This is a genomic window from Deltaproteobacteria bacterium (genome assembly GCA_020848745.1).
Classification (GTDB): domain Bacteria; phylum Desulfobacterota; class Binatia; order UTPRO1; family UTPRO1; genus UTPRO1.
The window spans coordinates 14574-40710 of sequence record JADLHM010000110.1 but is presented as its reverse complement, the minus strand read 5'-3'; the positions used below and the strand labels follow the sequence as shown (position 1 = coordinate 40710).

At 71.8% G+C, this 26137-nt stretch carries 31 protein-coding genes; 9 read left to right on the top strand and 22 right to left on the bottom strand.

The genetic code is table 11. The features are described from left to right. Positions 1 to 215 precede the first annotated feature (215 nt). The 4 genes from IT293_16415 to IT293_16400 form a co-directional block, all read right to left on the bottom strand. Positions 216 to 878: a hemerythrin domain-containing protein gene (locus IT293_16415; GenBank protein ID MCC6766245.1), complete on the bottom strand. Its 663-nt coding sequence runs from the start codon at positions 876 to 878 to the stop codon at positions 216 to 218. Beyond that, positions 875 to 1780, bottom strand: coding sequence for a radical SAM protein (locus IT293_16410; GenBank protein MCC6766244.1), 906 nt, complete (start codon positions 1778 to 1780; stop codon positions 875 to 877). The genes IT293_16415 and IT293_16410 overlap by 4 nt, the downstream gene beginning before the upstream one ends. Positions 1781 to 1802: 22 nt before the next feature. Next, entirely contained in the window at positions 1803 to 2825 is a 1023-nt protein-coding gene (locus IT293_16405) for an LLM class flavin-dependent oxidoreductase (GenBank protein MCC6766243.1), read from the bottom strand. Positions 2826 to 2895: 70 nt separating this feature from the next. Then, positions 2896 to 4137, bottom strand: coding sequence for an NnrS family protein (locus tag IT293_16400; GenBank protein MCC6766242.1), 1242 nt, complete (start codon positions 4135 to 4137; stop codon positions 2896 to 2898). 302 nt (positions 4138 to 4439) lie between these two features. On the opposite strand from IT293_16400, the gene IT293_16395 reads away from it, so the two are divergent. Together IT293_16395 and IT293_16390 are read left to right on the top strand one after the other, a co-directional pair. Next, positions 4440 to 5513: a hypothetical protein gene (locus tag IT293_16395; GenBank protein MCC6766241.1), complete on the top strand. Its 1074-nt coding sequence runs from the start codon at positions 4440 to 4442 to the stop codon at positions 5511 to 5513. Beyond that, the gene (locus IT293_16390; protein MCC6766240.1) at positions 5500 to 5796 is read left to right on the top strand and encodes a metal-sulfur cluster assembly factor; all 297 of its coding nucleotides are present in this window, start codon (positions 5500 to 5502) and stop codon (positions 5794 to 5796) included. Before IT293_16395 ends, IT293_16390 begins: the two co-directional genes overlap by 14 nt. 9 nt (positions 5797 to 5805) lie before the next feature. Here the strand turns inward: IT293_16390 and IT293_16385 are convergent, their stop codons facing one another. From IT293_16385 to IT293_16370, 4 genes are all read right to left on the bottom strand, one after another. Continuing rightward, positions 5806 to 6831 (bottom strand): RNA polymerase factor sigma-32, encoded by a 1026-nt coding sequence (locus tag IT293_16385; GenBank protein MCC6766239.1) that lies wholly within the window; start codon positions 6829 to 6831, stop codon positions 5806 to 5808. A 74-nt stretch (positions 6832 to 6905) separates the two neighbouring features. Beyond that, complete coding sequence (locus IT293_16380) at positions 6906 to 7241, bottom strand: hypothetical protein (protein MCC6766238.1); 336 nt, start codon at positions 7239 to 7241, stop codon at positions 6906 to 6908. 2 nt (positions 7242 to 7243) lie between these two features. After that, positions 7244 to 8359: a molecular chaperone DnaJ gene (dnaJ, locus tag IT293_16375; GenBank protein MCC6766237.1), complete on the bottom strand. Its 1116-nt coding sequence runs from the start codon at positions 8357 to 8359 to the stop codon at positions 7244 to 7246. Between the two features lie 67 nt (positions 8360 to 8426). Further along, complete coding sequence (locus tag IT293_16370; protein ID MCC6766236.1) at positions 8427 to 8648, bottom strand: DNA-directed RNA polymerase subunit omega; 222 nt, start codon at positions 8646 to 8648, stop codon at positions 8427 to 8429. Positions 8649 to 8763: 115 nt separating this feature from the next. Here IT293_16370 and IT293_16365 point away from each other — a divergent pair, with 115 nt between their 5' ends. Then, on the top strand, positions 8764 to 9216 hold the full coding sequence (locus IT293_16365) for a hypothetical protein (protein ID MCC6766235.1): 453 nt from the start codon (positions 8764 to 8766) through the stop codon (positions 9214 to 9216). 15 nt (positions 9217 to 9231) lie between these two features. Here the strand turns inward: IT293_16365 and IT293_16360 are convergent, their stop codons facing one another. The 9 genes from IT293_16360 to IT293_16320 form a co-directional block, all read right to left on the bottom strand. Then, positions 9232 to 9981: a TlyA family RNA methyltransferase gene (locus tag IT293_16360; protein MCC6766234.1), complete on the bottom strand. Its 750-nt coding sequence runs from the start codon at positions 9979 to 9981 to the stop codon at positions 9232 to 9234. 19 nt (positions 9982 to 10000) lie between these two features. After that, positions 10001 to 10891: a polyprenyl synthetase family protein gene (locus IT293_16355; protein MCC6766233.1), complete on the bottom strand. Its 891-nt coding sequence runs from the start codon at positions 10889 to 10891 to the stop codon at positions 10001 to 10003. Continuing rightward, on the bottom strand, positions 10888 to 11127 hold the full coding sequence (locus IT293_16350) for an exodeoxyribonuclease VII small subunit (protein ID MCC6766232.1): 240 nt from the start codon (positions 11125 to 11127) through the stop codon (positions 10888 to 10890). The genes IT293_16355 and IT293_16350 overlap by 4 nt, the downstream gene beginning before the upstream one ends. Further along, a complete protein-coding gene (locus tag IT293_16345) occupies positions 11124 to 12509 on the bottom strand; it encodes an exodeoxyribonuclease VII large subunit (protein MCC6766231.1) in 1386 nt (461 codons plus the stop codon). Before IT293_16345 ends, IT293_16350 begins: the two co-directional genes overlap by 4 nt. Before the next feature lie 61 nt (positions 12510 to 12570). Further along, the gene (locus IT293_16340) at positions 12571 to 13527 is read right to left on the bottom strand and encodes a divergent polysaccharide deacetylase family protein (GenBank protein MCC6766230.1); all 957 of its coding nucleotides are present in this window, start codon (positions 13525 to 13527) and stop codon (positions 12571 to 12573) included. A 62-nt stretch (positions 13528 to 13589) separates the two neighbouring features. Beyond that, positions 13590 to 14963 (bottom strand): S41 family peptidase, encoded by a 1374-nt coding sequence (locus tag IT293_16335; GenBank protein ID MCC6766229.1) that lies wholly within the window; start codon positions 14961 to 14963, stop codon positions 13590 to 13592. A gap of 86 nt (positions 14964 to 15049) precedes the next feature. Then, a complete protein-coding gene (locus IT293_16330; GenBank protein ID MCC6766228.1) occupies positions 15050 to 15472 on the bottom strand; it encodes a c-type cytochrome in 423 nt (140 codons plus the stop codon). Continuing rightward, positions 15469 to 16680, bottom strand: a complete 1212-nt coding sequence (locus IT293_16325) for an FTR1 family iron permease (protein MCC6766227.1) — start codon at positions 16678 to 16680, stop codon at positions 15469 to 15471. Before IT293_16325 ends, IT293_16330 begins: the two co-directional genes overlap by 4 nt. Continuing rightward, complete coding sequence (locus IT293_16320; GenBank protein ID MCC6766226.1) at positions 16677 to 18038, bottom strand: hypothetical protein; 1362 nt, start codon at positions 18036 to 18038, stop codon at positions 16677 to 16679. The genes IT293_16325 and IT293_16320 overlap by 4 nt, the downstream gene beginning before the upstream one ends. Before the next feature lie 122 nt (positions 18039 to 18160). Here IT293_16320 and IT293_16315 point away from each other — a divergent pair, with 122 nt between their 5' ends. Beyond that, the gene (locus IT293_16315) at positions 18161 to 18586 is read left to right on the top strand and encodes an ACT domain-containing protein (GenBank protein ID MCC6766225.1); all 426 of its coding nucleotides are present in this window, start codon (positions 18161 to 18163) and stop codon (positions 18584 to 18586) included. A gap of 5 nt (positions 18587 to 18591) precedes the next feature. Here IT293_16315 and IT293_16310 read toward each other — a convergent pair whose 3' ends face one another. From IT293_16310 to IT293_16295, 4 genes are all read right to left on the bottom strand, one after another. Then, positions 18592 to 19146, bottom strand: coding sequence for a TlpA family protein disulfide reductase (locus IT293_16310; protein MCC6766224.1), 555 nt, complete (start codon positions 19144 to 19146; stop codon positions 18592 to 18594). Next, entirely contained in the window at positions 19143 to 19967 is an 825-nt protein-coding gene (locus IT293_16305) for a prolipoprotein diacylglyceryl transferase (GenBank protein ID MCC6766223.1), read from the bottom strand. The genes IT293_16310 and IT293_16305 overlap by 4 nt, the downstream gene beginning before the upstream one ends. Positions 19968 to 20084: 117 nt before the next feature. Continuing rightward, the gene (locus tag IT293_16300; GenBank protein MCC6766222.1) at positions 20085 to 20465 is read right to left on the bottom strand and encodes a PIN domain-containing protein; all 381 of its coding nucleotides are present in this window, start codon (positions 20463 to 20465) and stop codon (positions 20085 to 20087) included. Beyond that, on the bottom strand, positions 20462 to 20737 hold the full coding sequence (locus IT293_16295) for a hypothetical protein (protein ID MCC6766221.1): 276 nt from the start codon (positions 20735 to 20737) through the stop codon (positions 20462 to 20464). The genes IT293_16300 and IT293_16295 overlap by 4 nt, the downstream gene beginning before the upstream one ends. Before the next feature lie 146 nt (positions 20738 to 20883). Between IT293_16295 and IT293_16290 the strand changes: the two genes are divergently transcribed. Further along, a complete protein-coding gene (locus IT293_16290; protein ID MCC6766220.1) occupies positions 20884 to 21357 on the top strand; it encodes a DUF1285 domain-containing protein in 474 nt (157 codons plus the stop codon). A gap of 22 nt (positions 21358 to 21379) precedes the next feature. Next, complete coding sequence (locus IT293_16285; GenBank protein ID MCC6766219.1) at positions 21380 to 21829, top strand: tRNA (cytidine(34)-2'-O)-methyltransferase; 450 nt, start codon at positions 21380 to 21382, stop codon at positions 21827 to 21829. Here the strand turns inward: IT293_16285 and IT293_16280 are convergent, their stop codons facing one another. Beyond that, the gene (locus IT293_16280) at positions 21830 to 22093 is read right to left on the bottom strand and encodes a hypothetical protein (protein ID MCC6766218.1); all 264 of its coding nucleotides are present in this window, start codon (positions 22091 to 22093) and stop codon (positions 21830 to 21832) included. Between the two features lie 133 nt (positions 22094 to 22226). Here IT293_16280 and IT293_16275 point away from each other — a divergent pair, with 133 nt between their 5' ends. From IT293_16275 to IT293_16265, 3 genes are read left to right on the top strand one after another with little or no spacing between them, the layout of a single operon-like run. Beyond that, on the top strand, positions 22227 to 23684 hold the full coding sequence (locus IT293_16275; protein ID MCC6766217.1) for a transglutaminase domain-containing protein: 1458 nt from the start codon (positions 22227 to 22229) through the stop codon (positions 23682 to 23684). Beyond that, entirely contained in the window at positions 23681 to 24433 is a 753-nt protein-coding gene (locus IT293_16270) for an ABC transporter ATP-binding protein (GenBank protein ID MCC6766216.1), read from the top strand. Before IT293_16275 ends, IT293_16270 begins: the two co-directional genes overlap by 4 nt. Then, the gene (locus tag IT293_16265) at positions 24430 to 26127 is read left to right on the top strand and encodes a hypothetical protein (protein MCC6766215.1); all 1698 of its coding nucleotides are present in this window, start codon (positions 24430 to 24432) and stop codon (positions 26125 to 26127) included. The genes IT293_16270 and IT293_16265 overlap by 4 nt, the downstream gene beginning before the upstream one ends. Positions 26128 to 26137 lie beyond the last annotated feature (10 nt).

The following is a 26137-nucleotide window of genomic DNA, read 5'->3' as shown; positions in this document are numbered from 1 at the left end:
ATACTTAGAGGCATCTCTACGCACGGGCTAGTGATGCACCTATGACCAACGTCAGCGATCATCATGACGAAGGTCGTCGATTCCCATTCTCGGAGTGTTTTCCGGGAGTTCGGCCGGGGCGGGGACGGCATCCGCCGGGCCGAGGCGGCAAGCCGTCTTCCCGCAGGAACGGTCCGGCTCCTGAAGGCTCGCGATCGTGAAGAGCGGCGGGGCCGCTACCCCTCTCCGAGGTGGTCGTCGAGCTCCTCCCACTCCGAGTCGCTCCACCACGCGTGCTCAAGGCCGGGACAGCTCTCGCCGAGGGCCGGGCAGCAGACACAGCCGTCGCCGCGCACGACCTCGGGGTCGTGGAGCGGCGGGTAGGCGGCCACGAGCGCGCGGCCGAGGTCGTGCGCCTCGTCCTCCTCGACGGTCGGCGGGCGAGTCGGCAGCTCGAAGACACCGGCCCTCCGGAGGCGCGGCTCGCTCTCGGGAAACAACACCGAGTTCTCGGCGTCGATGTGCCGCCACAAGGCGTGCGAGTACTCGACGGCGCGGCACCGCAGCTCGTGAGCGCGCGTCTCGTCGAGCGGAGACGCGCTCGACACCAGCGCTTCGATCCGCGAGAGCACGACGTCGGTCCGCCGGTGATCGTCGCGCAACACGGCGATCGGACCTGCGTCGGGCAGGCACGCCGAGCCGACGAGCGCGCGAAACAGCAGATCCTCCTCGCGCCCGTGGTGGAGCCCGGCGGCGTAGACGCGGAAGAAACGCACGAAGCGCAGGCCATCGTCCGCGCCAGCCGCGCCGGCCAGGTACCGCTCGACCCACGTGCGGAGCGCCCCGACGACGGCTTCGATCAGCTCGTGCTCGGCACGGAGCTCCTCGATCAGCTTCACGCCGGCGCGTCCCCGCCCCGCTCCGCGGCCGCGCGTTTCGCGGCCAGGCTGAAGACCACCCATGCGCCGCACCGGGCGCAGTCGACGTCGTTGCCGTAGCAGCAGTACGGCGTCGCGAAGTGATCGCCCTCCATCCAGAGCGGCAGCACGTGCGCCTGCGCCGGACAGGCGGTCGTCACCCGCTCGCACGCGGGCGGCAGCATGAGCGCAAGGCTCTCGGCGGAATTGCGGATGAAGCCGGGATGGAGGCGTTTCAGCCGCTGCACCTCGCCGACCGACCAGGCGCGGGCGGCGTTGTCCGGCCACGCGTCGCCGCTCGCGTCGTCGCGTCGCGGGACGTACCAACTGAAGGTGAGCCAGCGGACGCAGGTGCGACGCAGCGCAGCCACGAGCTCCTCGAGCCGATGCTCGTTCCGGCGCGTCACCACGCACTGCACCTGCACCGGCGTCGCGAAGCCGGACGGCAGACGGTCGAGCGTCCGCATGACGCGCCGATACGTCCCGGCGCCGCGGAGCGCGTCGTTCAGGTCCTCGGGGCCGTCGAGGCTCACGACGTAGAGGACGTCCGGTCCGAAATCCACGAGCGGCACGGTGCCATTGGTGGTGATGACGTTGCGCGCGAAGAGTCGCAGGCCCGCCGTCAGGAGCGCACGGCGCAGGAGCGGCTCGCCCCCCATCCAGAGCATGGTGCGGATCCCGTGGCGGTCGCGCAGGCGCACGAGCGTGTCGAGGACGGCCGTGTCGCTCATCTCGTCGCGCACCGACGTCGGCGCCTCGTTGGGATTGCCGGCACGGAACACGAAGCAGTGCGTGCACGCGAGGTTGCACCGATTGGTGACGTTCACGACGGCGGCGGGATACGGGGCGTCGTCGCGATAGCATCCGCCGAGCCGTGCGCGCATGAGATCGGCCGGCGCCGGCGTATCAGGACCCATAGAGCGCCTCGGCGATCCCGGCGCCGTACGCCATCGCCCGTTCCGGCGCGAGCGCGTACACCGGCGGCACGACGCAGAGGGAGTCGGCAAACTCCGCGACCGCCGCGAAGCGCGCGCGGATCGCATCGCGCTCGCCGACCGCGACGAAGGTCCGGACCATGTCGTCGGGCACGAGCGCCGCGGCGCTCCGGTAGTCGCCGCGCTGCACGGCGGCCTGGAGCTTCTGCGCGACCTCGGCGAAGCCGTGGGCCGCGAAGAACGGCTCGTACTGGGCGACGCCGCCGTAGAACGCCATCGTCGGCCGCGCATCGTCGAGCGCCTGGCGCTCGTCCGGTCCGGGGGCAGCCCAGTACCAGAGGTTCACCTCGACGTCGGCGCGCCGCCGGCCGGCGTGCGTGAGCGCCGCTTCGAAGGCGGGCCGCATGCGCTCGAGCGTCCACTCGATGGACCACATCGGGTGGCCGATGAGGCCATCGCCGACCTCGGCCGCGAGGGCCACCATCTTCTCGCGCAGAGCCGCGATCCAGATCGGGATGGTGGAACGCACGGGAGGCGGCGTCGGCTGGAGCTCCCGGAAGTCCGCGCGATAGAACTCGCCCTCGAACGGCGCCAGCCCCGCGTGGGCACCGGCAATGACGTGCCGGATCGCGGCCACCGTCTCCCTGAGGTGCGAGACCTGCTTTTCGACCGGCGACCCGAAGATGCCGCGCGTCCACGCGAGCACGCTCGTCCCGAGCCCGAGCACGAACCGTCCGCCGCTCAGGCGATCGAGGTCGAGTGCGGCCATCGCCGTCTCGAAGGGGCTCCGCGCCGCCGCGATCGCGATGCCGCTCGCGAGCTGGACGCGCTCGGTCACCGCCGCCGCCGCTGCGAGCGGTATCCACGGCGGCCCGAGCACCTGCGGCGCGAAGAGGCCGTCGACGCCGACGGCCTCGAGCATCCGGCACGTGGCGGTCAGCTCCGCCGCGGGCATCGGACCGATCACGCTCCAGTAGCGGGGACGATTCGGCATCTTCATCCGCACATGACGTCACGCACGTGGATTCGCCGCAAGGGGCGCTGGTCGCGCCACGTGACCGACATCACCCCGGCTTCCCGTCGGCGCGGGCGCTCACGAGGATCGGAGCATACACCCAGACGAAAACGGCGAACGCCGCCGCCCAGACGAGTCCCCCTGCGACGAGGAGGGTCCCGGCCGCGCCGGCATGGATCGCCGCGCACACGCGCAGAAGGGCGCCGGCGTGGACGAGGCCGTACGCGGCCGCCGCGCCGCGTGGCAGAACGAGCGGACGACCCGTGTGGCCAAGGCTCACACGCGTCACGACCGCCATGATCATCGCGCCCATCGCGCCCGCCGTGAGGGCATGGACGCCGGCGCTCGGTGCAATCGCGGCCCCGAGGTTGCTGGCCGCGACCAGCAGGTAGCCGACGACGACCCACGCCATGCCGGCATGCAACGACCATACGAGCGGATCGCGCCAGGTGCGCAGGCTCCGCCATCCAGCGAGCCGCGCGCCGACCGCGAGCGCCGCCGCGCCCGCGAGGACTCCGCTCGCGGCGGTCCCCGGCGCCACGAGGTCGCCGACCACCACGAGCACGGCCGTCGCGACGGCGAGGCGATCCAGCCAACGCCACCCCCGCACCTCCGCGTCGATGCCCGCCCGCAAGAAAGCGTTGGCCGTGAAGGCCGGCGTGATCCGTCCGCCGATCACCACCACGAGCGCCGTCACGAGGTCGAGCGCGCACCGCAGACCGCGGGCGGCGGAGGCGTCGGCGAGATCGAGCGCCTGCGCGTGCACAGCGAGGTTCGTCGCCGCGAGGACCATCACCATGGCGACGACGCCGTAGTTGCGGACCTGACCGGTACGCCACACCGTACGCGTGACGACGAGCGCCACGGCCGGGAGGAATGCGCCGTCGACGAGCGCGACGAGCGCGGGCGGCAGGACGCCGGCGGCGAGCATCGCCGCCCGTCCCGCGACCCAGAGCGCCACGAGCGCGGCGAGCGGCGCCCCGGTGAGCGCCGGGCGTCCGGTCCACACCGGCGCGGCGGTGAGCAGGAAGCCCGCGATCGCGGCCGCAACGAAGCCGAAGAGCATCTCGTGCGCGTGCCACCACGGTGGCGTGAGCCACGCGGGCGCCGGCACCGCGCCGCGCCACATCGCCGTCCAGAGCGGCACGAGAAAGGCGGCCTGGACGCAGCCAAGTAGGAAGAAGGGCCGGAAAGCGCGGCCCCAGAAGGGATGCGAGGTCGCCGCCGGCTCACCGAGGCCGGCGAGCGACACGGGGATGTCGACGCGGGTCACCCCGCAGAGACTCCACACGGGCGCCGGTAAAACAAGGGCCCCGCTCCGAGCAACCGTCCCCGATCATCGTCGCGCGGCCGTCGCGCAGGAGCTTCTCGATCGGATACTCCCGCGTGAGGCCATTGCCTCCCGCTCTTTCTCACGGCTGCGAAGCGGCCCCGAAAGCCGCTCGCAGTGGTGGGAAAGCGCGCGCGCTTCGTCGCGCGACGGTACCGACGAGACGCGCGGTGTGGAACTTGCACCCGCGTCAACGCATGGCGAGGGCCGCAGCCTCGACGCGATCGGACGCGCACCCCGCGCACGGGCTCGCCGCGTCCGGCGTGAAAGCGCATCGCCTTCCCGTCCTCGCGCTCGCGTTCGCGGCCCTCGCAGCCGGAATCGCCACGGGCCTCCGCCGGATCGGCTGGGAGGTCGTCGGTCCCGGCGCCGCGTATCCGATCGACCACGGGCCGCTCATGATCGCGGGGTTTCTCGGCACCCTGATCGGGCTCGAACGCGCGGTCGCGCTCGGACGCGCCTGGGTCTACGCCGGTCCGATCGCGAGCGGCCTCGGCGTCCTCGCCCACGTCGCCGGCGCGCCCGCCATCGTCGCCCCGGCCGGGGCGACGATCGGCAGCCTCGTCCTCGTCTCGGCGCTCACCAGCGTCGTCGCGGCGCGGCCGACGCTCTTCCTCGGTGTCATGACGTGCGGAGCCGCCTGCTGGATGGTGGGCAACCTCTTCTGGCTCGGTGGCGCGGCGAGCCCGGCCTACGTGTCGTGGTGGGTGACCTTCCTTGTCCTGACCATCGCCGCCGAGCGGCTCGAGCTCACCCGCCTGTTGCCGGCCGCGCGGGGCAGCCGTGAGAGCTTCGTCGCCGTCGCCACGCTCCTCCTCGTCTCGGTCGCGGCGGGCGGCGTCGGCGGCCCGACCTCCGCGCGCGCGACCGGGCTCGCGCTCGCGGCGCTCGCCGCCTGGCTCGGACGGTACGACCTGGCACGCCGCACCGTCCGACAGCACGGCTTGCCGCGATTCACGGCGGTCTGCCTCCTGTCGGGCTACGCCTGGCTGGCAGCCGCCGGGATACTCCTGGTCGGCGGCGGCGCCGTGGTCGCGGGGCCGCAGTACGACGCCGTGCTGCACGCCGTCTTCCTCGGCTTCGTCTTCGCGATGATCTTCGGCCATGCGCCGATCGTGTTCCCCGCCGTGCTCGGAGTCGCCATCCCCTTCCACCGCGCCTTCTACGCCCACCTCGCGCTGCTGCACGCCTCGCTGCTGGCGCGTCTGGTCGCCGACATCGCGGACGCGGCGAGCATCCGCCAGTGGGCCGCATTGCTGAACGCCGCCGCGATCGCGCTCTTCTTCGCGAACACGATCGCCGCCGTCGTCCGCGGGAGGCTCCATGACTCGCGTTGACGACGTGGTCGACGCGCTGCGGCTGGTAATCGATCCCGAGATCGGCGTGAACGTCGTCGACCTCGGACTCGTCTATGGCATCGCGCTCGAGGAGGATGCGGTACACGTGCAGCTCTCGATGACGTCGCCCACGTGCCCGCTATCGGGATACCTGGTCGACACCGCGAGCCGCACGATCGCGCGCCGGATACCCGAGATCGGCCGCGTATTCGTGAGCCTCGTCGACGAGCCCGCGTGGGCACCGGAGATGATGTCCGACGAGGCGCGCGCGCTCCTCGCCTGAATCCGCGGTTCAGACGTAGCTCAGATCGACGCCCCGCAGGTCGGGAAAATGCTCCTCGAGATGCGCTCGGAGCTTCCGCTTCACCCGGTTCTCGATCTGCCGCACTCGTTCCCGGCTGATGCCGTAGCGATCGCCGATCTCCTGGAGCGTCATCGGGTCCTCGGCGAGCAGGCGGTGGTCGAAGATGACCCGATCTTTGTCCTTCAGCATCTGCCCGAACTCGCGGATGCGCGCGCCGACGAGGGTCCGGAACTCGGCGTCGGCGACGGCCTCTTCGGCGGTATCGGCGTCGCTCCGGAGGACGTCGAGCATCGTCGCGTCCTCGCCGTCGCGAAGCGGCGTGTCGACCGAGAGATCGCTCGCGGCGAGACGTTGCTGCATCTCGACGATCTCCTTCTCCTTCACGCCGAGGCGGTCGGCGAGGAGCTTGGGACCGGCGACGAAGCCCTCGCGCTCGAGCCGGTCCTTCTCCTTCTGGAGGTTGAAGAAGAGCTTCCGCTGCGCCTGGGTGGTGCCGAGCTTCACCATGCGCCAGTTGTTGATGACGTAGCGGATGATGTACGCGCGGATCCACCAGACCGCGTACGACGGGAAACGGACGCCGCGGTACGGATCGAAGTTCTTCACCGCCTCCATGAGGCCGATGTTGCCCTCCTGGACGAGGTCGAGGAGGTTGCGAAACGAGCGCTGGTACTCGCGTGCGATCATGACGACGAGGCGCAGGTTCCCGGTCACGAGCTTGTACGCGGCCTCGACGTCGCCCTCGGCCTGATAGCGCACGGCGAGGGCGTGCTCCTCTTCGCGGCTCAAGAGCGAGTAGCGGCGGATCTCCTGCAGGTAGCGCTGCAGGGGATCGTACGTGACGAGCGCGCCGCGCTCTTCCCTTTCCGGCTCGGCGTCCGCCGGCGCGCGCCCGGGACTGCGGGACCCCTCATTCCCGCGCGTATCGGCATCGGACTTCAGCTCGACGGCGTCGGGGGCGTCGTCGAGGACGATCTCGACCGCGACCTCGCGCTCGTCGTCACCATCGCGCACCGGCTCGGTCGCGGCATGGGACCCTGCTGCGGGCGCCGAGACGCCGGTTGCGCGACCGCGCGCGCGCCGCGGGCTCATTCGCCGCCCCGCGGCCGCCGGACGCCGCTCGCGATGCCACGCTTCACCTCGTCGACGAGACTCGCGAGGATCTCCTCGAACTGCCGCTGCATCGCGATCATGTCGTCGCGCATGTGCACGATGACCTCGGCGCCCGGCAAGTTCACCTCGAGCTCCTCGGTGAGAAGCGCGATGAAGCGCACGCGCTCGATCGCGTCGGCCGAGATTACGACGACGTCGTCGAGTGTTCGCTTCAGATCGACCAGGCCTTCCCTCTCCAAGCTCTCGATGAAGTCCGCGGAACACCCGAGGCGCGCCGCGGCTTCCGATAGCGGGAGGTACTTGCTCGACATGATCACAACGTGAAGCCCGCGCGCGGGCTCCCCTGATAGCTCGCCTCGAGGGCACGCACCGCCTCGCGCGTGCGTTCGTCGCCATCGGGCGGCACGTGCACCTGCAGGACGACGTAGAGATCGCCGCGCTCGCCCCCCTTCATCGCGGGCACGCCCTTGCCGCGCAGGCGGAGCTTGCTGCCGCTCTGGCTCCCCGGAGGGATCTTGAGCTTCACGGTGGCATCCGGCGTCGGGACGTCGATGGTGGCGCCGTGCATCGCCTCGCCGATCGTGACCGGCACCTGCAGGTAGAGGTCCCGGTCGCGGCGCTCGAGGCGCGGGTGCGAGCGGACCCGCGCAACGATGTAGAGGTCGCCGGGAGGCGCGCCGCCGCGTCCCGCGCCCCCCTTCCCGGCGAGCCGAATGCGCGATCCGTCGGCGACGCCCGCAGGGATCTTCACGTTCAGCTTTTCGAGCTTCTCGGTGATGCCGCGACCGCGGCACGCCGGACACGGTTCGGACGGGATCCGACCGGAGCCGCCGCAGCGCTCACAGCGTCGGCCGAACGACATCGGGCCGCCCCCCATTTTGACCTGCCCGCGACCGCGGCAGTCGGGACACGTCGTCCCGGGCCCCTGCCCACCGGTACCGCGACAGACGGCGCACTCGCCCGGCTTGGCGAGCTGCACCGTCGCCGTCGTGCCGCGGATCGCGTCGAGGAGGTCGATGTCGAGCGTGGTCTCGACGTCCGCTCCCTGCTCCGCAAGCGCCGCGCCGCGCCCGCCGCCGAAGATGTCGCCGAAGATGTCCTCGAAGCTCGAGTAGCGAGCGCCGCCGCCCTTGCCGCCGAACCCGCCGCCCCCCGACCCCTGAGCGCGCTTGAACTCGCGCGCGCGATCGGCATCGAAGCCGGATTGCAGGCCCTCCTCACCGAACTCGTCGTAGACCTTGCGCTTCTCCGCGTCGGAGAGCACATCGTGCGCGAACGAGATGCGCTTGAAGCGCTCCTCGGCCTCGCGGTTCCCGGGATTGACGTCGGGATGGTGCTTCCGAGCGAGCTTGCGGTAGGCCTTCTTTATCTCGTCCGCGGTCGCGCTGCGTTTGACCCCGAGCTCACCGTAGAGATCGCGTGTCGCCATGGACGTCACTGCCTGGTCGGACGCGGGATCGGCTCACGCCGACGCGTCGGCCCGGCGGAACGCGGGGTCAGCTCGCTTGGTCGGCCACCGCCGCGGATTTGCCCTCGGTCGCCATCTTGACCTTGCCGGCGCCGATCTCGCGTAGAGCCGTCACCACCTCTTTGTTGTCGCTCTCGAGCAGGGGACGCGACCCCTTGAGGAGTTGTTTCGCGCGTTTGGCGGCGAGCAGCACGAGCTGGAAACGGTTCTCGACGTTCTCGAGACAATCTTCGACGGTGATCCTGGCCATGCGCGGCGTCTCCTCGCGATCGGTTGGGCTCCGGCCCTTCTACCCGAATCGGTCCGGCAAGGAAACTCGGGCCCGCCGGTTTGACAGGCCGCGACGGCGCCGATACCTCGCCGCCATGGGCGCGACGGGCGAGGGCTCCGCGGCACTTCGGGCCCGCTTCGCGGGCGATCTCAGGGCCGGGTATCTCGACGCCCGCCGTATCGCGGCCCAACTGCGGAGGCACGCGGGCCGGGTGCCCTATCCACGGCTCGGCCCGACCCTCGTCGGCCTCGCCGACCGAGCGGACGCCCAGGCGGCCCGCGTCGCCGCGGAGCTGCGCGCTCTCGCCGGCAACGCCGACCCGGCCGACCCGACCTCGCCTCGCGACGGCCGCAACCACTGGGAGCGCCTCAGCGTCGATCTCGCCGACCTCGAGGCGCTCAAGCGTCGCTGGGTCGATCTCGCGCTGCGCTGGGACGTCGACTTCCCCGCGACCGCCGCGGCGCTCGCGGAGTTCGGCCGCACGACCTCCGCCATGAGCGCCACCGTGCGCGACCTCCTGGCGCGAGCCGATCCGCACGCCGCCTGAGAATCCCGGCGCGGGTCAGGGCGCGGGCGGACGCGTCGTGGTGAGCGCGAGGAAGAACTCGCGATTGCCGGCGGGACCGAGGAGCGGCGACGCGAGGACGGCGTCCACCCTCAGGCCGATCTCGGCCACGGAGCGCTGCAGCCTCGCCAGAACCTCCGCGTGGCGGGCCGCGTCGCGCACGACGCCGCCCTTTCCGACCTCGCCCTTACCCACCTCGAACTGCGGCTTCACGAGCGCCACGATGCGCCGGTCCGCGTCGAGGAGCCGCAGCACCGCCGGAAGCACGAGCCGGAGCGAAATGAACGACGCGTCGATCGTGACGAGATCGATCGGTTCGTCGAAGGCGCCGCACGCGAGGTCGCGTACGTTGGTGCGCTCGCGGCTCACGACGCGCGGATCCGTCCGGAGCTTCCACGCGAGTTGCCCGTAGCCGACGTCGATCGCGTAGACGCGCCGCGCGCCGCGCTGGAGGAGGCAATCGGTGAAACCGCCGGTCGACGCCCCGACGTCGAGTGCCACGAGCCCCGTAGCGTCGAGCTCGAGCGCGCCGAGCGCGGCGTCGAGCTTGGCGCCGCCGCGGCTCACGAACGGATGCGGCTCGCCGCGCACGTCGAGCGGCGCGCCGACCGCCATCCGCGTCCCCGGCTTCGCGACCGCCGCGTCGCCGGAGAAAACGAGGCCCGCCATCACCAACCGCTGGGCATGCTCCCGCGTCGGGGCGAGCCCGCGCTCGACGAGGAGCTTGTCGACCCGCTCCTTCGCCATCGCCCCGCGCCTGGGGAAGTCAGCTGGCGCGCTCGACCACGAAACGCGCCATCGCGCGCAGCGGGTCGGCGGACTCGCCGAGGGTCTCGGTCGCCGCGAGACAGCGCCCGAGGAGCTCCCGCGCGGCAGCGCGTGCGCCGTCGATGCCGAGCACCGCGGGATACGTTGCCTTGCCGTGCTCCACGTCACCGCCCTCGCGTTTTCCGGTCACGGCGGTCGGCGCCGTCGCGTCGAGGATGTCGTCGGCGATCTGGAACGCGAGGCCGAGCGCGCGCCCGTACTCCGCGAGCGCCTCACGGCACGCGCCGTCGGCCCCGCCCGCGAGCGCGCCGACGTCGATCGCGGCGGAAATCAGTGCCGCGGTCTTGCGGCGGTGGATGGCCTCGACCGTCGCGTGGTCGGGACGTCCGCCTTCCGCCTCGAGGTCCGCGACCTGACCACCCACCATGCCGGCGGCGCCCGCAGCGGCCGCGATGCGCGCGACCATCGTGAGAACGTGCTCGGCGCCGACGCCGGCCGTGCGCGCCCCCTCGGCCGCGACGCGGAACGCCTCGGTGAGAAGCGCGTCGCCCACGAGGATGGCGAGGGCCTCCCCGTACCGGACATGTACCGTCGGACGGCCGCGTCGGAGCGTGTCGTCGTCCATCGCGGGGAGATCGTCGTGCACGAGCGAGTAGGCGTGGATCAGCTCGATCGCGCAGCCGAACGGCAGCGCGCGCCGACCGTCGGCGGGCACCGCCTCGCACGCCGCGAGCGCGAGGATCGGGCGTACGCGCTTTCCCCCCGAGAGGACGGCGTAGCGCATCGCCTCGAGGAGACGCGGCGGCGTCCCTTCGCCCGGGCGGAGCGCCCGTTCGAGCGCGGCGTCGACGAGCGCGCGGCGCTCGGCCAGGTAGGCTTCGACGTTCACTCCGGGTCCGCCTCGAGCGGGCGCGCCTTGAGGGCGCCGTTGCCCTCGCGCGTGAGGATCTCGATGCGCTGCTCGACCGCGCCGAGACGCTCGTTCAGGGACTTCACGAGCCCAACGCCGCGCTCGAACGCGGCGAGCGAGTCTTCGAGCGAGAGCTCGCCGGATTCGAGCCGTGCGACCGTCGCCTCGAGCTCGGCGAGTCCGTCTTCGAACTTCTGGGGTTTCGTCTCGGTCATGAGGATCCTCCGGTGGTACGCTTCGCGGCGCGCCGGCGGGCGGGCGCGAGCACGCGCGCGCGCGAGGAGCCGACCGCGAAGCTGATGTCGATCTCGTCGCCGGGCGCGAGCGCCGCGCTCGCGCGTACGATCGCGCCGTCGTCGACCCGCCGTACGAGGCTGTAGCCGCGCGCGAGCACCGCGAGCGGGCTCAGACCGTCCAGCGAAGCCGCCGCGCGCCCCACCCGGTCCTGCGCGGTCGCGAGCGCCCGCCGCGCGTCGAGGTGCAAGCGATGGCGCAAGAGCGCGACCGCGCGCGCGAGCGCCGCGACCCGCGTACCCGGATGCTGCATGGCGAGCCGGTGCGCGCCGGCGCCGGTGCGCGTACGGACGGAGACGAGCCGACGCCGCATCGCCGCATCGAGGCGCGCGGCCCCGGCGTCGGTCGCCGCGCGGAGATCGCGGATCCGCCGCCGCGGGTCGCGGAGGCGGCCCGACAACTGCTCGAGGTGGCGCCGCTCCCGCCCGGCGCGCCGCGCCAGCGCGCCCGCCAACCCCGCCTGGCCGCGCACGACCAGCGCGCGGAGATCGGCGAGGCGCGGCACGATCATCTCGGCGGCAGCCGTCGGCGTCGGGGCGCGACGATCCGCGACGAAGTCGGCGATCGTGAAGTCGACCTCGTGCCCGACCGCCGACACGACCGGCACGCGCGACGCCGCGATGGCGCGCGCAACCGACTCCTCGTTGAACGACCAGAGGTCCTCGAGCGAGCCGCCGCCGCGGCCGACGATCAGCACCTCGAGACCGGGATGCGCGTTCAGGTCCGCGATTGCCTGGCAGATGTCGGCGGCGGAGCCGGCGCCCTGCACGCGCACCGGACGCACGAGCACGTGAACCGCGGGGCAGCGCGCCCGCAGGATCACCAGGATGTCGTGCAGCGCGGCGCCGTTCAACGCGGTCGCGATCCCGATGCGGGACGGGAAGAAGGGCAGCGACCGCTTGCGGTCCTCGTCGAAAAGGCCCTCCGCTGCGAGCCGCGCCTTCATCTGCTCGAAGGCGAGCTGGAGCGCCCCCCGCCCTTGCGGCTCCATGCGGTCGACGTAGAGCTGGAGCTCGCCACGCGCGGGATAGAGGTCGATGCGGCCCCCGAGAACGACCTCCTGGCCGTTCTCGGGCCGGAATACGAGCAGCTGCGCCACGCTCCGGAACATCACGCAGCGCAACTGGCTCCGGTCGTCCTTGAGCGTGAAGTACACGTGCCCCGAGCCCGCGGGCCGGAGATTCGAGATCTCCCCGGCGACGAGGACGTTCCCGATCTCCTGATCGAGTGCGCCGCGCACGAGCGCCGTCAGCTGCGACACCGAGAGCGGCGCGGGCGCGCGTCGAGAACGGGCGACGACCATGCGCGCCGACCCTAGCCTGAATCGCGGGGCAGGTCGACGCGGCGGCCCGCGCCGCCGGCCGTCACCGCACGAGCGCGGAGACCGGGACGATCGCGAAGCCGTCGCGCGCCGCTGCCGGCAACCAGGTCGCGAGCGCGGTGAGCGTCGAAGCATGCGGATGGCCAATGGCGATCGCCTGCCCGGTTTGGCGCGCGGTCTTGGCGGCGACCGCGAGCGCACGGACGATAGCGTCCGGCGACGGGTCGTGATCGAGGAAGACGCTCCGCTCGGCGAACGGCACCTGCAATCCCGCCGCGAGCTCGGCCGCCAGCGACTCCGGGCTGGTCTTGCTGTCGAGGAAGAAGAGGCCGCGCGCGCGGAGCGCCGCGAGCAACGTCCTCATGGCGCGGGGGTCGCTCGTGAAACGGGATCCCATGTGGCCGTTCACGCCGACGATGTAGGGCACTGCGCGCAGATCGCGCTCGAGCTGGCTCTCGAGGTGTTGCGGCTCCATCGACGTCCGCAGGAAGCCGCCGCCTCCCGCCATCGCCGCCCCGCGCTCCGGCTCGAGCGGCAGGTGCAGGATGACCTCGCGTCCGTTCGACACGGCGGCCGCGGCGACCGCCGCCGAGGCCTCGCGAAACGGGATCACCGCCACCGTCACGGCCGGCTCGAGCGCGAGCACCCTGCGAGCGGTCTCGAGGCTGTCGCCGAGATCGTCGATCACGACGGCGATGCGCGCCGATACACGGCGCGGGGCCGGCGCTTCGCCCTGCCGAGTCGCCGCCGGCCCGGCCGTGACGGCACCCGGGCTCGCTCCCGCTTTCGCCCGCGCCGCGGCCGCGACGCGCTCGGCGGACGTCACCATTTTCGGCGGCGTCAACGAGGGCGGCGGCAGATGGCGCGGCCGGAGCCAGAACGCCACGCCCGCGAGCGCGACGACACCGATCGCGGCCGCGCCGAGACGCGGGCCAAAGGCCGATCGACGCTTGCCGCGCGTCGGACGACGCTTCCGTGTCGCTTGCCGCCGTGGTGCCACCACCGCCCCTCCGTCCCATCCGCCCGAGGCGCGCGCCCATCCGCGCGCGCCCGCCCCACCGACTACTCTTCGCGCTTCGCGACCAGCGTCTTGAATACCTTCCAGCTCTTCAGGAGCTCGAGCGCGTGGTCGAGCTGCGGGTCCTTCCCGAGCTCGCCTTCCTTGATGCCGACTTCCTCCTCGGGCTCGGGAAGCTCGTCGGCCGGAGGCTCGGACGCGCCGTCCGGCTCGCCGTCCGCCGGCGCGCCGCCCTTCCTGTTCTCGAAGTGCCGCGGCAGGTTCGCCTCGCGGAGGCCCGTCGCCCGCTTGCTCGGCTCGCCGACCCGCGCCATCAGCACGTTCTCCATGACGATGTCCGGCACGATGCCGGTCGCCTGGATCGAGCGCCCGCTCGGGGTGTAGTAGCGCGCCGTCGTCAGGCGCAGCGCCGAGTTGTCGTCGAGCGGCAAGATCGTCTGCACCGACCCCTTGCCGAAGGTCGTCGTGCCGAGGATCACGGCGCGCTTGTGGTCCTGCAGCGCGCCGGCGACGATCTCCGACGCGCTCGCGGTGCCGCCGTTCACCAGCACCACCATCGGAAAATCGGTGTAGCTGCCGGGCCGACGCGCAAAGTACTTCTGCTTCTGATTCTCGAGGCGGCCGTCGGTGTAGACGATCATGCCGGCGTCGAGGAAGAGGTCGGAAACCTTGACTGCCTGGGTGAGGAGACCGCCGGGATCGTTGCGGAGGTCGAGGACGATGCCCTCGATCGCGCCCTCGCGACCCCACTGCTCGAGCGCGCGCTCGACGTCGTTGGCGCTCCGCTCCTGGAACTGCGCGAGCCGGATGTAGCCGTAGCCCTTGTCGAGCATCTTCGACTTGACGCTCTGGACCTTGATGACCTCGCGCACGAGCGTGACGTCGAAGATCGAGTTCACGCCTTCGCGCTTGATGGAGATGACGACCTTGCTGCCCTTCGGGCCGCGCATCTTCTTCACGGCCTCGACGAGGGTCATGTCCTTGGTGAACTCGCCGTCGATCTTGATGACCTGGTCGCCCGCCTTGACGCCGGCGCGCGAGGCGGGCGTGTCCTCGATCGGCGCGACGACGGTAAGGACGCCGTTGCGCACCGTGATCTCGATGCCGAGCCCGCCGAAACTGCCCTTGGTGTCGACCTGCAGCTCTTTGTAAAGGTCCGGCGTGAGGTAGGCGCTGTGCGGATCCAGCGAGGTCAGCATGCCGTTGATCGCGCCCTCGACGAGTTGCTCGGTCGTGACCTCCTCGACGTAGTTCTTCTGGACGATGGCGAGGATGTTGGTGAAAGTCTGGAGGTTCTCGTAGGCCGCGTCCTTGCCGACGGCGTCCACTCGCGGCACGCCGTTCCCACCCGAAAACATGAACGCCAGCATCGCGAAGAACGCAAGAAAAAGGGTGAGACTGCGTCGCCGACGAGGCATCGTTACGCTCCGTTCCGAAGGAAAGTCGCGCAACTATACAAGACCGACGGTGCGTCGCAAAGACAGAAGCGCTATTCGATGGCGCCTCAACGCCGCGCCGAGACCGCGAGGCTGCGGAGATAGCCGACCACCTGCCAGCGCTCGGTCTCGCCGAGCACGCCGTGGAAGGACGGCATCGCGGTGCCCGGCTTTCCCGCGCTGATCCGCCAGTACAGGTACGCGTCGCTGTGGCGGCCGAGGATCGGACCGCTCGCGAAGTTCGCGGGCGGCGGCACGAGCCCGCCGGCCGCCGGACCGCGGCCGTCCGCCTCGTCCCCGTGGCAACTCGCGCAGCTTTCGTGGAAGATTCGCGCGCCGGCGGCAACCGCCACGGCTCCGCCGAGCGGGTTGCGCTTCCCGGCAAACTCCCCGGGCACGTCCTCGCGGACGCGCGCCGACGCCACGACGAGCCAGGCGGCGACCGTGAGCGCCCCGAGCGCGACCACGAGTCCGACGCCGCGCCGGCTCACGATCGGAGCGCTTCGGGCGCGGCCGCTTCCGAGCCCGGACGCGTCAGGGCGGCGTACCCCACGCCGGCGACGACCGCGAGGATCAGTGCCGCCTGCACGAGCAGCGGCTCGGCGAAGGGATAGATCGCGAGCCAGTCGCGGAGCCAGGCCACGTTCGGGACGGGCGCCGGCGTGACACCGATCCAGCCGGCCTCCTGGAGCTCGCGCACGCCGCCCCCCGCGAACTTGAACGCGAGCACGTAGAGGAGGACGCCGGTCACCGCGAAGAAGGGACGGATCGGGATGCGGATGCCGTAGCGAAAGAGCAGCACGGCGACGATCGCGAGCAGCAGCGAGCCCGCGACGAAGCCGCTCCACACCGCCGATGCCGACGTCACCGCCTGCGCGCGCGCGAGGAGGGCCCCGTAGAAGAGCACGGTCTCGAAGCCTTCGCGGAACACGACCAGGAAGGCCAGCGCGAAGAGCGCGCCGCGCCGGCGCGAACTCAGCGCCCCTTCGAGCTTGGTGCGTACGAACTCCCGCCAGCGGGACGCCTCCGACTTCGAGATCAGCCAGTACGACGCCGTGAAAAGCACGCCCGCCGCGACGAGCATCGTGATCCCCTCGAGCGCCTCGCGGGCGTCTCCGCCGACCGGCATCACGAAGCGAGCCACGGCCGCGAGCGCCGCGCTCGCGGCCAGAGCCAGACCGGCGCCGGCATAGAGGAGCCGGCGCTTGTCGCCCTGCCGGACCTTCACGAGATAGGCCGCGAGGGCGGTAAGGACGAGGATCGCCTCGAAGCCCTCGCGCACGATGATCAGGAAGGCGTCGACGAAGAGACTCGATCGGCTGCCGGTCGCCGCCGCGTCGCCGCCGAGATCGTCGAGCATCGCGGCGAGTGCCGTCGCCTGCTCGCGCACCTCGCCGGCGGGCGCGCCGGCCTTCATCGCCGCCACGAGCCCGAGCCATCGCACCTCGAGATCCGCATAGCGCGACGGGTTTCGCCCCTTCAGGTCGGCGTCTGCGGGCGACGTTTCGAACTGGAGGAAGGCGTCGCCGACCACGAGGTGCGGATCGCCGGCGGGATAGCGCGCGGCGGCCTCGCGAATCGCCGCCGCGAGGTCGTGCGGCGTCGCCGCGGCCGCGGCCGTCGCCATGAGCGAAAGCGACGCGACCGCGAGCACGGCAGCCGCGAGCAAGGCCGCGAGACGACGCCGGATCGGCGTCATGATTCCTTCCGTTGCGCCGGCAGCCGCAGTTCGACGTCCGCCGGATCCGCCAGCCGCGGTCGCCCGAGCGCGCCGATCGCGGGCGGGTGCACGTGGATCCGGACCGAGGTCGCGCTCCTCGGCACGACGATCGTGCGTCCGTAGTGCGAGAACGCGGAGAGGAGCGGGGTCAGGATCGCCCGGCCGACCTCGTTGCCGTTCGCCAAGAAGACGAGGTCGATGCCGGCGCGCGGCACGAGCTGGCCGCTCTCGCGGTCGACCAGCACCACCTCGACGTGGTTCGTGGCGTCCGCCGGGACCGGCTCCAGCACCGGCTTGCCGTCCTTCCATTGCCAGATCGGCTCCGGGCCCTCGACGATCAAGCCGACACGGTAGCCGCCGGTGTCGTGGAGCTCGCCCGCCTCGGCGATCGCCTGCAGCATGTCGTCACCGACGCCGTAGTCCTGGTCCACCGGCATCACCGCCTTCGCGTCGAAGGCGAGCTCCCGGCCGCGGACATGGCCCCGGAACGTGACAGTCTCCGGCGCGACGAAAACATTCAGCGTGTCGCCGTGGCGCGCATACGCCGGCGGAGCGACCCGCACCATGATCGTCACCGCACCATCCGCGGGGAGCGCGATGTTCGCCCCGTACTGGTGCAGATCGCCCCACAGCTCGGCGAGACGCGCCTCGATGCGCGTGCCCTGCCCTTCGACCACGAGATCGACGTCGGCCCCCGAGAGCGGGCGCTTGGTGCGACGCTCGCGCAGCAAGACCGCCACGTACGCGGCGTCGGCCGGCGCCGCGGCGGCGGACACGAGCGACTCGCCGCTCCGCACGAAGATCGGCTGCGCCCGGTCGGAGACGAGGCCGATGCGGTAGTCGCCGGCGATCTCCTCCGCCTGGATCGCCTGATCGGCGCGGGCCGTCGCGAGGAGCACCCCGCGAATCGACTCCGGCACGGCGCCGGCCATCGCCTGCTGGACGATCGCGATCACGGCCGTTGTCTCCTCGACCACCGCCGCGTGCGGAGCCTTGCGTCCGACCGCGCCGCGGATCGCGGCCAACCGGCGCGCGAGCTCGTCGGCCTGCGCAACGTCAGCGAGACCGCCGGCGGCGCGCCAGGTGACGGCCTTCCGCTCCGCCTGCTCGGCGAAGAGCTCGGTCTCGGCATATTCGGTCGCATCGGTGACGGTCCCGCCGCCGGACGCGACGGCGTTCCGGTACTCCTGCCGTACGAGCTTCAACGCCCCGAGCAGGTCGCCCGCGAGGTCGCGGTTGACGGCGGCGCGCGCGCTCGGCGTCACGACGGGTGCGGGCGCATCGGGGGAAGCAGGCGTGCAGCCATCCGCGAGCGCGAGCGCCACGAAGCCGACCATCGATGCACGAATGAATGTGATAATCAGTTTCGTTATATACGGTCCGCGGGCCTGTCAATTCCGGACGCGATCTTGCAACCCCGGGGGCACGTGGCTACTACGGCGCGCGTGGAGGTGGCATGATGCGGGTGGAAAAACAGCTGTCGGTCTTCATCGACAACAAGCCGGGATCTCTGGCGGCGCTCTGCCGCGACCTCGCCGCGCACGCCCTCAACATCGAGGCGATCAGCGTCGCGAACCTCGTCGATCACGCCGTCGTTCGCCTGATCGTGTCGGACCCGCGGGGCGCCCAGCAGCTGATCGGCGAGTCGGGGACGCTCGTGATCGTTCACGACGTGCTCGCCGTCGAGCTCCCCGACCGCCCCGGAGCGATCGAGCGCCTCGCCCGCACCCTCGGCCGCGCCCGCATCAACATCGACTACATGTACGGATCGAGCCGCGCCGCCGGGCACGGGCCCGCAACCGTGTTCCTACGCGTCTCGGACGTCGCGAAGGCGAAGCGCACGCTGAAGGCCGGCGCGCGGGCGCGGGCCTCCCGTCGACGCTGAAGACGCTACAGTCCCGCCCACTGGCCGCGCTCGATCAGGCCGCGAAAGGCGGCCACGCTGTCGGGCGCGTCCCAGTGCCGCGGCCCGATCTCGTGCGCGACGATCGTACCGTTGCGGTCGATCACGAAGGTCTCGGGATAGCCGGTCACGCGATAACGACTCGCCACCTGGAGGTCGGGATCGGGCAGCACCGGAAACGTGAGGCGATACGTCTGCACGAACCGCTCGACGACGCTCCGCTCCGACTGGTCGCTGTTGACCGCCAGCATCTCGAAGTCCGGTCCGGCGAGCGTCGCGTAGAGGGCCTGCATCGACGGCATCTCCTGCCGGCATGGCTCGCACCAGGTCGCCCACACGTTCACGAAGACGACCCGCCCCTTGAGGTTCGCGAGGCGGACCGCGTTGCCCTCGAGGTCGGCGAGCGAGAACTCGGGAGCCGATCGGCCGACGAGCGCCCCGTCCTGCTTGCAGCCGACGCCGACCGCCGCGAAGCCGCTCGCGACGGCGCCGCGCGCGAGCCAGCGGAGCGCCGCGCGCCGCGAGATCGCCTCCGCGCTCACGACGCGCGCCGCCCTTCCGACGGATTCGCCGCCGGCGCCCCCGTCATCGTCGCGCCGGAGCCGCGCCAGATCTGCACCGCCCCGATCGCCATCAGCGCGAGGCTGATGAACTGCGCCTCCGAGAGGCCGAAGGCGAATCGCGGGTTGATGCGCACGATCTCCACCAGGAAGCGCGCCGCGCCGCTCAGGAAGAAGTACATCCAGAGGATGTAGCCGTCGGGATGGGGCGTCAGGCGCCGCCGCCACAGCACGAGGAACACGAGGCCGTAGAGCATCGTCTCGTAGACCGGCGCGGGATGGACCCGGACGTCGAGCGGCAAGCCGTTCTCACGCGTCCATTGCTCCCAGCCGATGATCGCGTTCGGGAAGCTCATGCCCCAGGGCAGCGTCGTCGGCACGCCCCAGTCGCCGTCGCCTGCGAGCTGACACCCGATGCGGCCGATCGCCTGCCCGATCGCGAGCGCGGGCGCGATGCAGTCGGTCACCCGCCAGTACGGGAGGCCGCGGCGCCAGATCACCGTCGAGACGGTGAGGAAGCCTCCGATCAATCCGCCGTAGAAGACGAAGCCGGCCCCGGTGAACACGAAGGCGAGCGGGTCGCGGACGAATCCCGCCCAGTCGTCGACGAAGGAGAGCACGCGCGACCCGGCGAGCCCTCCCACCGCCGCCCACACGACGAACGAGGACGCGAGCTCGGGGTCCATACCCTTGCGCGCGAGCTCGCGCTGCACGACGTTGCCGGAGACCAGGAACGCGATCGCCAGCATGACGCCGAAGCTGTAGACGGTGAGCGGGCCGAACGAGAAGATGACCGGGTACACGACGCGCGACCATAGCCGACGTCGGCGCGCGGCGCGAGGCGGGCCGCCGCTCCGGGGCCGGATCGCGAAGCGCTCACAGGAAATCAGATCCCGATCGGCAGGGCCGCGGCGCTCGCGTCAGACGTCGACGATGCGTAGCGGGCGGCGCGACTTCGCCATCAGCCGTTCGATGTCGTCACGATCGCTGGTGACGACGTCGGCTCCACGGGTCATGGCAAGGCTCACCAGCGCAGCGTCCGCGAGGTCGCTGGTCCCAGCCGACCCCATCAGGGCTCCGGCCCGATGGGAGCCGGATTCGTCGAGCGGCACGACCTCACAGCCGCGCAACATCCGCCGGAGCTGCGCCTGTCGCGGAGATCGACTCACCTGGGCGACGATCGGCGCCGGCACGAGGGGCACGATACCCACCTCGAGGCGCACCCGGTGCTCCGCCCACACCCGGCGATCGTTCCGCTCCGCGGCGATCAGCGGTCCCGCGTCGTAGACGACCGGCCTCATCGCGAGCGCCGGCGGCGGGTCGGTCGCCGCGGCGGCGTGCCGAGGAGGCGACGGCGAGCGCTGACGAGCTCTTCCTCCGTCAGCGGGCCGTGTTGCCTCTCCCACTCGGCCACGGCGCCGAGCCCATCGCGAATCCGCAGGGCCCGTCGCGCGGCTTCGGTCATCCATGCGGACAAACTGACCTTGTCCTGACGGGCCGCGCGAGCCGCGCGAGCGTGGACATCGGGATCGACGGTGATCGCGAGCTTCACGGCGGGCGCGCCACGAGGCATACCAAACCCTACTACTGTAGTAGGAGCGCTTCAAGCCGGCCCGAAGCCCAGCCGAAGTCATGGCCCGAGACGTCCGCATCCGTGGCGGTCATGTCGTTCGCGTCGCCTCCTGCGGTCGGCGCGCCGGATGTGCTACACGTCCGCCCATGGCGCAAGCCGGCTTCTGGGCGGTGTCCTCGGGTACGATCAGCTTCCGCGGCGACGGGCGCTGGTACGCGGACGACGAGCCCATCAACAACGCGCGCATCGCCAAGCTCTTCAGCAAGTGCCTGCGCCAGGCCGACGACGGGCGCTGGCAGATCGCGATGGCGGACGAGCGCGCGTTCGTCGAGATCCACGACACGCCCTGGGTCGTGACGAGCGTCGGCGGCGACGCGGCGCGCGGCTTCACGATTCGTCTGAACGACGACAGCGAGGAGCGGCTCGACCCCGCGAGCCTCACCGTCGGCGACGGCAACGTGCTCTACACGCGCGTGAAGGATGGGCGGTACCGTGGCCGCTTCTTGCGGCCCGCGTACTACCAACTCGCGCCGGCGATCGCGGAGCGCGACGGCCGCTTCGTGCTCGCCGCCGGCGGACGCGACCACGAGATCCGGTCCGCCACGCACGACAGCGAGTAACGCCACCCCCCATTCGGCCCCCATGCACGTCGCCCTCGTCGAGCCCGAGATCCCGCCCAACACCGGCTCGATCGCGCGCCTGTGCGCCGCGACCGGCACTCCGCTCCACCTGATCGGCACGCTCGGCTTCTCGATCGACGACAAGCACCTGAAGCGGGCGGGCCTCGACTACTGGCCGTGGGTCGACGTGCGCCGGCACGCCGACTGGGCCGCCTTCACGGCGGCGGTCCCGGGGCGCCGCCTCGGCTTCTCGGCGCGCGCGACCCGGCCATATACGAGCGTCGCGTACGCGCCCGGCGACGTCCTCGTCTTCGGGTGCGAGACGCGCGGCCTCCCGGCGGCGATCCGGGACGAGCTCGCCGCCGAGCTCTACGCAATCCCAATCGCGAACCCCAACGTGCGGAGCCTGAACCTCGCGAACGCCGTCGCGATCGTCCTCTACGAAGCGCGGCGCCAGCTGGGGCTGGCCTGATCAGCCGTCGGAGCGGCCGCAGCGGCCACGGCCGCAGTCGGGCCGTCCGCACCCCGCCTCGGGCGGCACGAACCCGAACCCGAGCGCCTCGATCGCGTGCAGATCGCCGAAGCGGACCGCCGCGGCATCGGCGATCGCCGAGCAGACGACGCAGCGCACGACCGTCCGGTCGTCGCGGTCGAGGTCGAGCCACCCGAGCACTTCGGCGACGCAGGTCGCGCAGCGCACGATCGGGAACCCGCTCGGGTCGACGGCGGACGCCATGCGAGGTGTCCTACACCCGCGCGGCGCGCGCCGGCAACGCGGCCGCCCGCGCAACGCGCCGGCGCCTTCCCCGGAGGGGACGGTGAATTGAATCGCCGCCCGAGTTCCAGTACGACCGGGGATCCGTCGCTCGATGAGACGCGTGCTCGCCCTCGCCGTCGTGGCGTCGTGGGTGGTACTGATCGCGACGCTCGTGCGCAAGCACGCGGCCCCGGATCCGACCGCCGTCACGCCGCCGCCCTTGACCGACCTCGCCGCCCGCGACGAGTGGTTCGGCCTCTACAAGGACGGACGCAAGATCGGTTGGGCGCACCGCGCGGTCGCGCGCCGCGACACCGGCTACGTCTTCACGGAGGAATCGCGCATCACGCTCGCGATGCTCGGCACGCGCCAGAGCCTCGAAAGCACGCTCCGCGCCGAGACCGACCCGGCTTTCGCGCTGCGCACCTTCGGGTACACGTTGGTCACACCGGCCGCGACCTTCACCGCGAGCGGCACCAGCGACGACCGCACGCTCCGCGCCCGGTATGGACCGCAAGGCCGGGAGACGGACCTCGTCCTGCCGCTCAGCGAGCCGATCGCGCTGCCGAGCACGCTCCGCCCGCGCGTCCTCGCCGATCGCCCGGAACCGGGCGCCCGCTATCGGGTTCCGGTCTTCAACCCGCTCACCGCGCGCGCCGAGCCGATGGTCGTGATGGTCGAGGCGCGCGAACGGCTCGCCACCCGGGCGGGCGTCGTCGAGACGCTGCGGCTCGCCGAGGAGCACCAGAGCGTGAAGACGCGCGCCTGGATCGACGGCGACGGCAACGTCGTCCGCGAGGAGGCCCTGCTCGGATTCACGCTCGAACGCGAGCCGCGCGATACCGCGCTCGCGGCGCCCGACGAGGCGGCGCCGCTCGACCTCGTCGCCGCCAGCGCCATCCCCCTCGACGGCGCGATCGCCGATCCGCGGTCCGCCATGCGGCTGACGCTGCGGGTGCGAGGCGCGGGCGCCGCCGCGATCCCGAGCGACCCTCCGCGCCAGCGCTGGGCGGCGGACCTCCTCACGATCACACGGGAGCCGCTCCCGGACGCGCGGCCGCGGCTCGGGGACGTCCCCGCCGACCTCGGACACGAGGTGCTCGCCGCCGGCCCCTTCGTCGAGGCCGACGATCCCGCGATCCGGGCCGCCGCCGCGGACGCGCTCGGCGACGCGGCCGACGCGCGCACCGCCGCCGAGCGCCTCCTCCATTGGGTCCACGCGGCGATCGAGAAGACCCCGAGCGTCACCGTCCCGAGCGCGCGCGAGGTGCTCGCGAGCCGCCGGGGCGACTGCAACGAGCACGCCGTGCTGCTCGCCGCCCTCGCCCGCGCGGCGGGCATCCCCGCGCGCGTGGTCGCCGGAGCGGTGTACGCGAACGACGGTTTCTACTATCACGCCTGGAACGAATTGTGGGTCGGCGCCTGGGTGAGCGCGGACGCGGTCTTCGATCAGCTGCCCGCCGACGCCACGCACGTGAAGTTGATCGAAGGCGGACTCGAACGGCAGATGACGCTCATGAACGTGATCGGCCGGCTCGCGTTCGTGGTGGTGGAGGAGACGCCGGAATGATCCAGTGCATCACGCTCCGCAAGCAGTACGGTGAACTCGTCGCCGTGCACGACCTCGACCTCGAGATCGCGCCCGGGGAGGTTTTCGGCTTCCTCGGACCGAACGGCGCCGGCAAGACGACGACCATCCGCATGATGGTGGGACTGCTCGAGCCGAGCGGCGGTCAGGTGGTGCTCGGCGGCCACGACCTCGCCCGCGAGCCCGAGGCCGCGAAGGCACTCCTCGGCTACGTGCCCGATCAGCCGTTCCTCTACGACAAGCTGACCGCCATGGAGCTCCTGCGCTTCATCGGCGGCCTGTACCGGGTCGACCGCGCGGAGATCGCCCATCGGAGCGTCGACCTGCTCGAGGAGTTCGGGCTGGTCGACCGCGCGGAGGAGCTGATCGAGACGTACTCGCACGGCATGAAGCAACGCCTGGCGCTGGCCGCCGCGCTCGTACACCGCCCGCGCATCCTCGTCCTCGACGAGCCCATGGTCGGGATGGACCCGCAGGGCGCGCTCGCGCTCCGCCAGCTGCTCGGCGGCCTCGCCGCGAGCGGCGTGACGATCTTCCTCTCGACCCACAGCCTGCCGGTCGCCGAGGAGCTCTGCGACCGCATCGGCATCCTCGACCACGGCCGGCTGATCGCCCAGGGCACGCTCGCCGAGCTGCGCGCCCACGCGAGCGAGATCCCCGACCTCGTGCGCAGCGACTCGCTCGAATCCGTGTTCCTCTCGCTCACCGGCACCGAGGATCGCCGCGCGTGAACGACGCCGGCGCTGCTCCGCTTGCGACGCTGCTCGCGCCACGCGTGCTCGCCACGCGGAACGCGCTCCGTCGGCGCCCGGCCCGCGCCTGGACGTTGGCCGTCCTCACCGCGGCGTTCTGGGTCGGCTGCTACTTCCTGTTCGCGCACACGCTGCGCTTCTTCCAGACCATCACGGCGCTCGGGCCGGTGCTGACCCAGCGCCTGCTCGTGATGCTGTTCGTGAGCTTCTTCGCGATCCTGCTGATCTCGAACGTCGTGACCGCCCTCACCACCTACTACCTCTCGGCCGACGTCCGCTTCCTCCTCGTCGCGCCGATCCCGCGCCGACGCCTCCACCAGGCGCGCTTCGTCGAGACGCTGGTCGCGTCGTCGTGGATGGTCCTGCTCTTCGGGCTGCCCGTCTTTCTCGCCTACGGCGTCGTCTTCCACGCCGGCCCGCTCTACTACGTCGCGACCCTCGCGACCGTCGTTCCCTTCCTCGTGATCCCGGCGGCGCTCGGCGTGGCGCTGACGACGGTGCTCGTCCTCGTCTTCCCGGCGCGCCGCATGCGCGACGTGCTGGTCGTCCTGAGCGTCGCGCTCATCGCGGGCGGCTATCTCGCCCTTCGCCTGGCGCGCCCCGAGCGGCTGGCGAGCCCGTCCGAGCTCGCCGGCTTCGCCGCGTTCCTCGCCGCTTTCGAAGCGCCGGCGTCACCCTACTTGCCGACCACCTGGGCCGCGAACGTCCTGCTCGCGTTTCTCGGCGACGAGCCGCGCGAGCCGCTCTTCCACCTCGCGCTCCTCGCCTCCACCGCCGCCGTCCTCGTCCTCGCGTGCGGCCTCTTCGTCGAGCGCGTACTGCTCACGGCCTGGTCGCGCGCGCAGGAGGGACGGGAGCGCCCGCGGAGCGCCCGGATGCTCGGCCGCTGGCTCGACGTCGTCGCCCGCCCCCTCCCGCACACGACCGGGCTCCTCTTCGTGAAGGACGCGACGATCTTCTTCCGCGACGCGAGCCAATGGTCGCAGCTCCTACTGCTGCTCGCGCTCGTCGTGGTGTACGTCTACAACTTCTCGGCGCTGCCGATCGACGACGGCAGTCCGCTCGCCGGCACGCTGCGCGAGATCGTCGCGTTCGCGAATCTCGGGCTCGCCGCCTTCGTCACGGCCTCCGTCGCCGTCCGGTTCGTGTTCCCGGCGATCAGCCTGGAGGGTCGCTCGTGGTGGGCCATTCGCACCGCGCCGATCCCGCTCACCAGCATCTGGTGGGGGAAGTTCTGGCTCGGGTTCCTGCCGCTCGCCGTCCTCGGGGAGGTCCTGATCGTCGTCACCGGACGGCTCCTCGGCGTGACGTCCGGTCTCACGCTCGTCTTCATGGCGACCCTGCTGCTGGTCATCGCGGCGATCGTGAGCCTCGGCCTCGCCTTCGGCGCCGCCTACCCGCGGGTCGACACGCAGAACGCCGCGCAGATCGCGACCGGCTTCGGCGGCCTCGTCTACATGGTCACCTGCCTCGGCCTCATCTTCGCCGTCATCGCCCTCGAGGCCTGGCCCGTCTCGCGTCTCTTCTGGTCGCGCTTCGCCGCCGCGCCGATCGGCACCGGCGAGACCGCCGCCATCGCGATCTCCTTCGGAGCGGTCACCGCGTTGACGGCGACGGCGTGGGCGCTCGGCCGGCGCTCGGCGCTCCGGAGCCTCGCCCACCTCCGCGCCTGACGCCGCGCCC